8 protein-coding genes are annotated in these 7,713 nt (G+C 47.3%); all 8 read left to right on the top strand.

Going from position 1 to position 7,713, the window contains the following annotated elements; translation table 11 throughout:
- The first annotated feature begins 545 nt into the window (after window positions 1-545).
- The 8 genes from rpmH to rsmG all read left to right on the top strand — a co-directional run bounded on the left by rpmH (window position 546) and on the right by rsmG (window position 7,628).
- A complete protein-coding gene (rpmH, locus tag GI364_RS24285; RefSeq protein WP_198851715.1) occupies window positions 546-680 on the top strand; it encodes a 50S ribosomal protein L34 in 135 nt (44 codons plus the stop codon).
- Window positions 681-730: 50 nt separating this feature from the next.
- Window positions 731-1,096: a ribonuclease P protein component gene (rnpA, locus tag GI364_RS24280; protein ID WP_370541819.1), complete on the top strand. Its 366-nt coding sequence runs from the start codon at window positions 731-733 to the stop codon at window positions 1,094-1,096.
- Between the two features lie 22 nt (window positions 1,097-1,118).
- Window positions 1,119-1,343 carry a membrane protein insertion efficiency factor YidD gene (gene yidD, locus GI364_RS24275; RefSeq protein ID WP_198851713.1) on the top strand — a complete coding sequence of 75 codons (225 nt, stop codon included), beginning with the start codon at window positions 1,119-1,121 and terminating at the stop codon, window positions 1,341-1,343.
- A 12-nt stretch (window positions 1,344-1,355) separates the two neighbouring features.
- Window positions 1,356-2,600: a YidC/Oxa1 family membrane protein insertase gene (gene yidC / locus GI364_RS24270; RefSeq protein ID WP_198851712.1), complete on the top strand. Its 1,245-nt coding sequence runs from the start codon at window positions 1,356-1,358 to the stop codon at window positions 2,598-2,600.
- 174 nt (window positions 2,601-2,774) lie between these two features.
- On the top strand, window positions 2,775-3,482 hold the full coding sequence (jag, locus tag GI364_RS24265; protein ID WP_198851711.1) for an RNA-binding cell elongation regulator Jag/EloR: 708 nt from the start codon (window positions 2,775-2,777) through the stop codon (window positions 3,480-3,482).
- 120 nt (window positions 3,483-3,602) lie between these two features.
- Window positions 3,603-4,991: a tRNA uridine-5-carboxymethylaminomethyl(34) synthesis GTPase MnmE gene (gene mnmE / locus GI364_RS24260; protein ID WP_233095948.1), complete on the top strand. Its 1,389-nt coding sequence runs from the start codon at window positions 3,603-3,605 to the stop codon at window positions 4,989-4,991.
- Window positions 4,992-5,026: 35 nt separating this feature from the next.
- On the top strand, window positions 5,027-6,922 hold the full coding sequence (mnmG, locus tag GI364_RS24255; protein WP_198851710.1) for a tRNA uridine-5-carboxymethylaminomethyl(34) synthesis enzyme MnmG: 1,896 nt from the start codon (window positions 5,027-5,029) through the stop codon (window positions 6,920-6,922).
- A complete protein-coding gene (gene rsmG, locus GI364_RS24250) occupies window positions 6,915-7,628 on the top strand; it encodes a 16S rRNA (guanine(527)-N(7))-methyltransferase RsmG (protein ID WP_198851709.1) in 714 nt (237 codons plus the stop codon). Before mnmG ends, rsmG begins: the two co-directional genes overlap by 8 nt.
- Window positions 7,629-7,713: the final 85 nt, after the last annotated feature.

The raw sequence follows: 7,713 nt of genomic DNA, 5'->3' as shown, positions 1-7,713 counted from the left end.
GGTTAAAATGAACCCCCTGAAGAAAGAATGGATAAGGAAAGAATTGAGTTATACACGGATCAACACAAAGTTGTTAACAACGTGTGGATAAATAATTAACATATACATAGGGTGTGGAATGAGTTATCCACAGCTTGTGGGTAACGTTGTGGAAAAATCAACTTATTCACAGATTCCGTCTATAAGAGCAAGTCTAATCATATCAGATTCTGTCGATAATAGGCAATGAATCAGACGAATTGTCCACAATTTCACAGACTTCTCATTTGTGAGATGAACAGGCTGGGGGTTTGTTTATTCACATGTGCATAACTTTCTTTCTATAAGTACATTTTTCGGACGCGTTATGTTGTTTTTGTGGATAAGTAAAGAATAGTTGCAGATTTGTTCCTGGGGCTAAGACGCCGATTTTTTGTGAAAAATCTCGAACTTTTGCGAATACCTGACGGTATGGGAAATTTACCAGGCCAAAAAAGTTGACTTTGTACAGGCAGACTTCTTATAATGGAGCCTAGTGTGTTTTATGAAAAAAAGGGGGTGGCGTAATGAAGCCGACCTATAATCCAAATGTGCGTAAGCGGAAAAAGGTTCATGGTTTCCGGAAGCGCATGAGCACGAAGAATGGTCGCAAGGTATTGGCCGCTCGTCGTCGCAGAGGTAGAAGGGTATTGTCAGCATAAGAGGCCACTCCGGTGGTCTTTTTTTGATTAAAAGTCTGTTTCCGTTTTAATTGCGTATAGAAAGGAAGAATTGCGGCTTGCTGGCAATCCATCGACTTAAGGAAAACCGTGACTTCCGACGAGTATTTAGAAGGGGAAAGTCTACAGCAAGTTCGCATTTCGTTCTATACTGGTACTGGAACCGTGAGTCTGAATTCCGTGTAGGTTTTTCAGTGAGTAAGAAGGTAGGCAATGCTGTAGAGAGAAATCGCTTGAAGAGAATTTTAAGAGAGTGTTTTCACGATTTATCAAAGCGGTATAAATTCCCGTGTGTAGACATTGTAATCGTGTGTCGAACAAGGGCAAAAGGTCAATCATATCAGGTGCTTGACGCGGATTTGATGAAGCTATTACGCAGGGCAAAGTTCATGGTATGATTGTGCTTGGGAGTGACAGTAAATGTTTCGAGCGATTGTATTGGGTTTGATCCGTGGTTACCAACTGATAATTTCCCCAATTCTACCTGGGCGCTGTCGTTTCTATCCAACGTGCTCTGAGTACACTCTGGAAGCTGTAAAAACTTATGGGGTTTTGCGCGGCGGCTGGCTTGGTACCCGTCGTATTGTGAAGTGCGGTCCATGGCATCCTGGGGGATACGATCCCGTAGCTCCCAAAGAGAAGTAGGAGGACACTTTTTTGCAGAGTCAGACTAAAAAACGTTCAAAGTGGTTGTGGTTATCTAGTATTGTGCTTGTTTTTTCACTGACAGGGTGCGGCATTCATTCAATGTATCCCGCCAAGCCCGGAGTGTGGCCGCATAACTTCTGGGGCAGCGTGTTGCAAGTTGTATCCCATTCAATAGACTTTTTTGCACACCACTTGTGGGGTAGTTACGGACTGGCCCTGCTGGCTGTCACAGTGATTGTTCGAATCATTGTTTTGCCTTTCTTTGTCAAGCAGATGAGGCATACAAGGTCAATGCAGGCCATTCAACCTGAGATACAAAAGATTAGGGCCAAATACAAGGGTGACAACCAGAAGATTCAGCAGGAGACATCAAAACTGTGGCAGCAACACGGTGTCAATCCAATGGCTGGGTGTTTCCCGATGCTGATTCAGATGCCGGTTTTGTATGCTCTGTTTGGTGCAATTGAAGGAAATGTCCCTTTGAATAACAGTACCTTTCTTGGAATATTTCAACTAGGCACCCATGACCATACCTATATTCTGCCGATTGTGGCAGCCATCACAACGTATTTGTCTTCACGGGTGATGATGACAGGGAACGATTCGCAGCAGAAGATGATGCTGTTTATTATGCCAGTTTTCATCTTTTTCATTGGAAGCAGGATGCCAGCAGGTTTGGCACTGTATTGGATTTACACGAACGTCTTTACGGCAGCCCAAGGCTACTTCGTTAAGGTTAGGCCTGTACAGACAGCCGCTGCTGCGGGGACGGTTGCTGCTGGCAGTAGCGGTGGTTCTGTCGGTACGAAGAAAAAGGCGGGTCAGATCCCGGCAAAAGCAGCAGGTAACAATAATGCGAGCGGCAAGTCTACGAGAAGCAAAAGCACGAGCAACAAGAGTGCAGGCAACAAGAATACAGGAAGCAAGGGCACGGGCAACAAGAGCACAGGCAATAAGAGTGCAGGAAGCAAGGGCGCTGGAACTAAGAACAGCAAAGGTACGGCGAACGGGTCAAATAGGACAAAAGGTACATCATCGGGTGACAGCGGTTCTGGTTCCAAGAGTGATACTGGAGCGTCTGAAAGTACGAGAGAGACTTCGACAACACAAGCGAGCACTTCACAGACCGGTGATTCGTCAGCAGGGACTACTTCAAATTCTGGGTCACCAAGTGCCTCTGGCACCTCAAACAAGGGGTCTGCAAAATCATCCGGCTCGAAAAAGCAGGGAAGCAGCGCTAGAAAAGAGAAGTAAAAAGGAGTAATCTGGAGTACGGTATCATTGATGCGGAGCAGTATGAAAAAGTTGAGGAATAAAACCGTGCTGCTAATTAATATTGTGTCACAAGGGTTTGTTTAATAACAGCAACTTTCTGGATAAGACAAAGATAATCCGGATTTCCTTTCAAATTCAAGAGGGGGATTCAGTATGAAACGTGTCGTCTCAACAGGCCGGACCGTCGAGGAGGCTGTTACTTCAGCCTTAGTGAAGTTGGGTGTATCTCGCACGCAGGCAAGCATTAAAGTCCTGCAAGAACCTTCGAGAGGGCTGTTTGGTATCATCGGCGGTAGAGGCGCTGAGGTTGAGGTGTCCGTATCATTGTCTCCAGAGGATACAGCTCGTGAATTTTTGATGGAAACCCTGCGCAAGATGGGGATTGAAGGCAGAGTTCGATTGCTCAAAGCAGAGACTGGCAGCGAGAAAGAGCAGGTGTTGAATGTTCAATGCTCCGAATCAGATATGCCTGTTGTTATTGGGAGGCACGGAGCTACATTGGATTCTCTGCAGTATTTGGTGAATATCGTTGCGAATCAAGAGAATTTGGATGGTCACATTCGCTTTACGGTTGACGCAGGTGGTTATCGGGAGCGGCATAAGGAAAGCATTGTACGACTTGCAGAACGAGCTGCTCAAAGAGCTGTGCGCAGTCGACGGTCGGTTGGACTGGAACCAATGACGGCGGTTGATAGGAAATTGGTTCACACTTATTTGCAAGGGCGAGATGACGTTACGACAACCAGTGAAGGTGTGGATCCCCAGCGTAAGGTAGTTGTCATTCCGGTGGTAAACTCGAGCGTAGGAAGTGTAAGCGGCCGGAGGCGAAGCAGACCATCTTTGGGTATCAGACCATCCTAGAAATAGAACTAGATTTAAGTCGCGGGAAAAGGCAGAATTGAATTAATAAAGTGAGATAGATGATTCGTACGGCCCTTCTCTGAGAGAAGGGTTGTAGTTTATATAGAGAGGTGTAGAGGTGTGGCTATTGCAGAGGCAGATACAATTGCTGCAGTCGCGACTGCTCTTGGCGAGGCTTCTGTGGGAATTGTTCGCGTGAGCGGAAGTGATGCGAGTCGAGTGGTGAAGAGTATTTTTAGGACACCTTCGAACGTAGGAGTAGAGGTATCAAAGCGACAATTTAAATATGGTTTGATAGTCGATCCCTGGACACAAGAGGTCATAGATGAGTGTATTCTTCTATGGATGCCGGGACCTCACAGCTATACAGCTGAAGATGTGGCGGAGTTTCAAGTACACGGCGGCATCCAGGTACTTCAGAAGGTTCTGGAGTGCACACTAAAAGCGGGAGCAAGAACTGCAGAACCAGGAGAATTCACAAAGAGGGCTTTCCTGAATGGGCGCATCGATTTATCGCAGGCAGAAGCGGTAATGGATTTAATTCGCTCCAAAACCGATAAGGCAACCCAGAGTGCACTCAGTCAAGTCAGGGGATATTTGAGTGACAGTGTGGGTGCGATGAGGAGAGAGTTACTGACGCTGCAGGCACAGGTAGAGGTAACAATTGATTATCCTGAGCACGATGTAGAAAGCGTTGCCTGCGCGCAGGTTGTAGAAGTAGGAACCAGATTGGGAAGTAACATAAGGGAGCTTATCAAGTCTGCCAGGATAGGTCAGGTTTTGCGGGAAGGTGTAGCGACTGCAATCCTGGGCCGCCCGAATGTAGGGAAGTCTTCGTTGTTAAATGCGCTGCTTCGCCGTGATCGTGCGATTGTAACAGAACTCCCCGGTACCACAAGAGATGTGTTGGAGGAGTACGTAAATGTAAGAGGCATTCCCTTCCGCTTGATAGATACTGCCGGGATTCGTGAAACCGAGGACGTGGTTGAGCAGATTGGCGTAACAAAATCGAGAGAATTCTTGGAGACGGCTGAACTGGTATTTGTACTGATAAATGGTAATGAACCGTTGCAACAGGATGATTTATTATTGTTAAGTGAGACAAGGAAACTTCATCGCATTATTGTTGTGAACAAGTCTGACTTGCCGCAAGCCGTGGATGAGGGGAGTTTGCGCGGGTTGGCGGGAGACAGCGCTGTTGTGAAGATTTCTGCAAAAGAACACGATGGTTTAGGAGCTTTGGAGGATGAAATGGAGCGTTTGGTACTCGGCGGGAGCGTTGAGGCGGCTGACTTGACCTATATGGCGAACGCTAGGCAAAAAAGGTTGCTTGAGGATGCTGAGTCGGAACTGCAAGAGGCGGTAGCGGCCGCACAAATGGGTGTAACGCTGGACATGATTGCAGTTCAGTTGCAATCGGCCTATGCTAGTTTGGGATTGGTTGTAGGTGAAGAAGTCGGAGAAGAACTATTGGACGAAATCTTTTCGCGATTTTGTCTCGGAAAATAGAGAACGAACACATCAAGAGTTAAGGAGTGATAGCGTTGCGGTTTGTTGGCGGTGAGTACGAAGTGATTGTGATAGGTGCGGGTCACGCAGGAGTTGAGGCCGCTTTGGCGTCAGCGAGGATTGGGTGCAAAACACTTCTTATTACAATCAATTTGGATACGATTGCGTATATGCCTTGCAATCCGTCAATAGGGGGTCCAGCCAAAGGGGTTGTGGTGCGAGAAATAGATGCCTTGGGCGGTGAAATGGCGCGTAATACGGACAAGACATATTTGCAGATGAGGATGCTAAATACGGGTAAGGGGCCTGCGGTTCAAGCGCTGCGTGCACAGTCGGACAAGACAATGTACGGGTTGAGTATGAAGTACACTCTGGAAACACAGCCAAGTCTGGATTTGAAACAGGGAATGGTTGACGAGATTTTGACTCACGGGGGAAGCGTTAAGGGCATTGTTACGAAATCTGGTGTAGAATACCACGGCAAGTCTGTGGTGCTGACGACGGGTACGTATCTCCGAGGAAAGGTCTTTATTGGAGACGTATCCTATGAGAGCGGACCGAACGGGCAAATGCCGGCAGTTAAACTCACAGATTCGCTGCTAGACTTGGGTTTTCAGATGGTACGCTTCAAGACTGGAACTCCGCCGCGGATCAATCGAAATTCGATTCGGTTCGATGATTTGGCAGCACAGCCTGGCGACCCAGAACCGCAACATTTTTCTTTCGATACAGATATTCCACCGAGAGATCAAGTTCCCTGTTGGCTGACATATACAAATGAGAATTCACATTCCTTAATAATGGAGAATCTCCATCGGGCACCTATGTTTTCGGGTGAGATACAGGGTAAGGGTCCGCGCTATTGTCCGTCCATCGAAGACAAAATTGTCCGTTTTAGAGATCGGCCGTCTCATCAAATTTTTCTTGAACCGGAAGGAAACGGAACCGCCGAGTGGTATGTTCAGGGAATGTCCACGAGTCTTCCGGAAGATGTTCAGTTGGGCGTGTTGAGGACGATACCAGGGTTAGAACAGGCAGAGATGCTTCGTCCCGGGTATGCTATTGAATACGATTCAATTGTTCCCACGCAATTGTGGCCGACCCTCGAATCAAAACTAGTGCAAGGTCTCTTCACTGCTGGTCAGATTAATGGTACGTCAGGATACGAAGAGGCGGCTGGTCAGGGAATTATGGCAGGGATAAATGCCGCTCGCAAAGTAAAGTCTCAGCCGCCTTTAGTACTTCCGAGATCGGCCGCGTATATTGGCGTGATGATTGACGATCTCGTTACTAAAGGAACCAGCGAGCCATACCGGCTTTTGACGTCGAGGGCTGAGTATCGTTTGCTGCTTCGTCATGATAACGCAGACCTGCGTTTAATGGAATACGGGCATACTATGGGACCATTAAGTGATAAGAAGTACGATCGAATGATGAGTAAAAGGGAAGCAATTGAGAAGGAAAGGAAGCGTTTGGCTGGAGTAAGGGTACAGCCTGAACGGGCTAATCCCGTTCTTTCTAAGGCAAAATCGCAGCAGTTGGCTGAAGCGGCGACATTGGACCAACTCTTAAGACGTCCTGAAGTGGAGTACGAGCATATTCGGGAAATGGACCCGACAATTCCAAGCGATAGTGCTGACTTAGCGAAGGATGTTGTAGAGCAGGTAGTAATTCAGACGAAGTACCACGGGTATATTCAAAAGCAACAACAGGAAATTGACCGGCAAAAGCGACTGGAAGAAAAACTAATTCCAACGGGTTTAGATTTCAATGACCTGCCAAGCTTGTCCATTGAATCCAGGGAGAAGTTAAACGATGTGAAACCACGGACGGTGGGTCAAGCATCTCGGATACCCGGTGTGACACCGGCAGATATCTCCATTCTATTAGTGTACCTAGAGAATACGAGGAGAAGGGCAGCAAATGATTGAGTCCGTGGAAGAGTTACTGGCGAGATTTGCGACGGTGTCCCAAAGAGGGGCGCTCATCCGCTACTACGAGATGCTGATGGAATGGAACGAGCGTATGAACTTGACGGCCATCGTTGGACGAGACGATGTATTTATAAAGCACTTTTGGGATAGTTTGAGTGTGCTTGATATTGATATCTTTACAGACCCAGAAGAGCCAATCAGGCGCATCATTGATGTGGGGACAGGAGCTGGCCTGCCGGGGCTCCCTCTGGCTATCTGCAGACCGGACATAAGTGTGACACTGTGCGACTCTTTAAACAAGCGAACGAAGTTTCTTGAAGCCGTGCGAGATGAATTGCACTTGAATAATATAGAGATTTTTCATGCGAGGTCTGAAGAATTTGCTCGTCAGAAACCGCATCGCAACCAGTACGATATTGTGTTGGCGAGAGCTGTGGCCAAATTAAATGTTTTATCGGAACTACTGGTCCCCTTTGCACGGCCCGGCGGGCATGTGGTTGCCTACAAAGGTCCTGATGTCGGAAATGAGATAACTGATGCCAGACATGCGTTGAATGAACTAAATGCGAGAGTAGTTTCTTCTGAAGCAGTTGCATTACCAAGAGAGATGGGGAGCCGTACCCTGATTGTGATACAAGTGGACAAGTTGACTGCGGCGAAATATCCAAGAAGGGCCGGGGTACCTCAGAAGCAACCGCTTTAATGAAACGGCAGAGACGGTACATTCTGTCATGTTGTGGCGAAATGTTAGAAGCTTTGTCGTCGAAGAAGGATTCTGCAATATAAAA

Source organism: Alicyclobacillus sp. SO9 (assembly GCF_016406125.1).
In the GTDB taxonomy this organism is placed as follows: domain Bacteria; phylum Bacillota; class Bacilli; order Alicyclobacillales; family Alicyclobacillaceae; genus SO9.
Note: the sequence above shows the minus strand (reverse complement) of the source record. Positions and strands in the feature narration are given on the sequence as shown.

What these genes read in the sequence shown, in the direction of transcription:
- rpmH (WP_198851715.1), top strand. Translation starts at nt 546, where the DNA reads ATGAAGCCGACCTATAATCCAAATGTGCGTAAGCGGAAAAAGGTTCAT.
- yidD (WP_198851713.1), top strand. Translation starts at nt 1,119, where the DNA reads ATGTTTCGAGCGATTGTATTGGGTTTGATCCGTGGTTACCAACTGATA.
- jag (WP_198851711.1), top strand. Translation starts at nt 2,775, where the DNA reads ATGAAACGTGTCGTCTCAACAGGCCGGACCGTCGAGGAGGCTGTTACT.
- rsmG (WP_198851709.1), top strand. Translation starts at nt 6,915, where the DNA reads ATGATTGAGTCCGTGGAAGAGTTACTGGCGAGATTTGCGACGGTGTCC.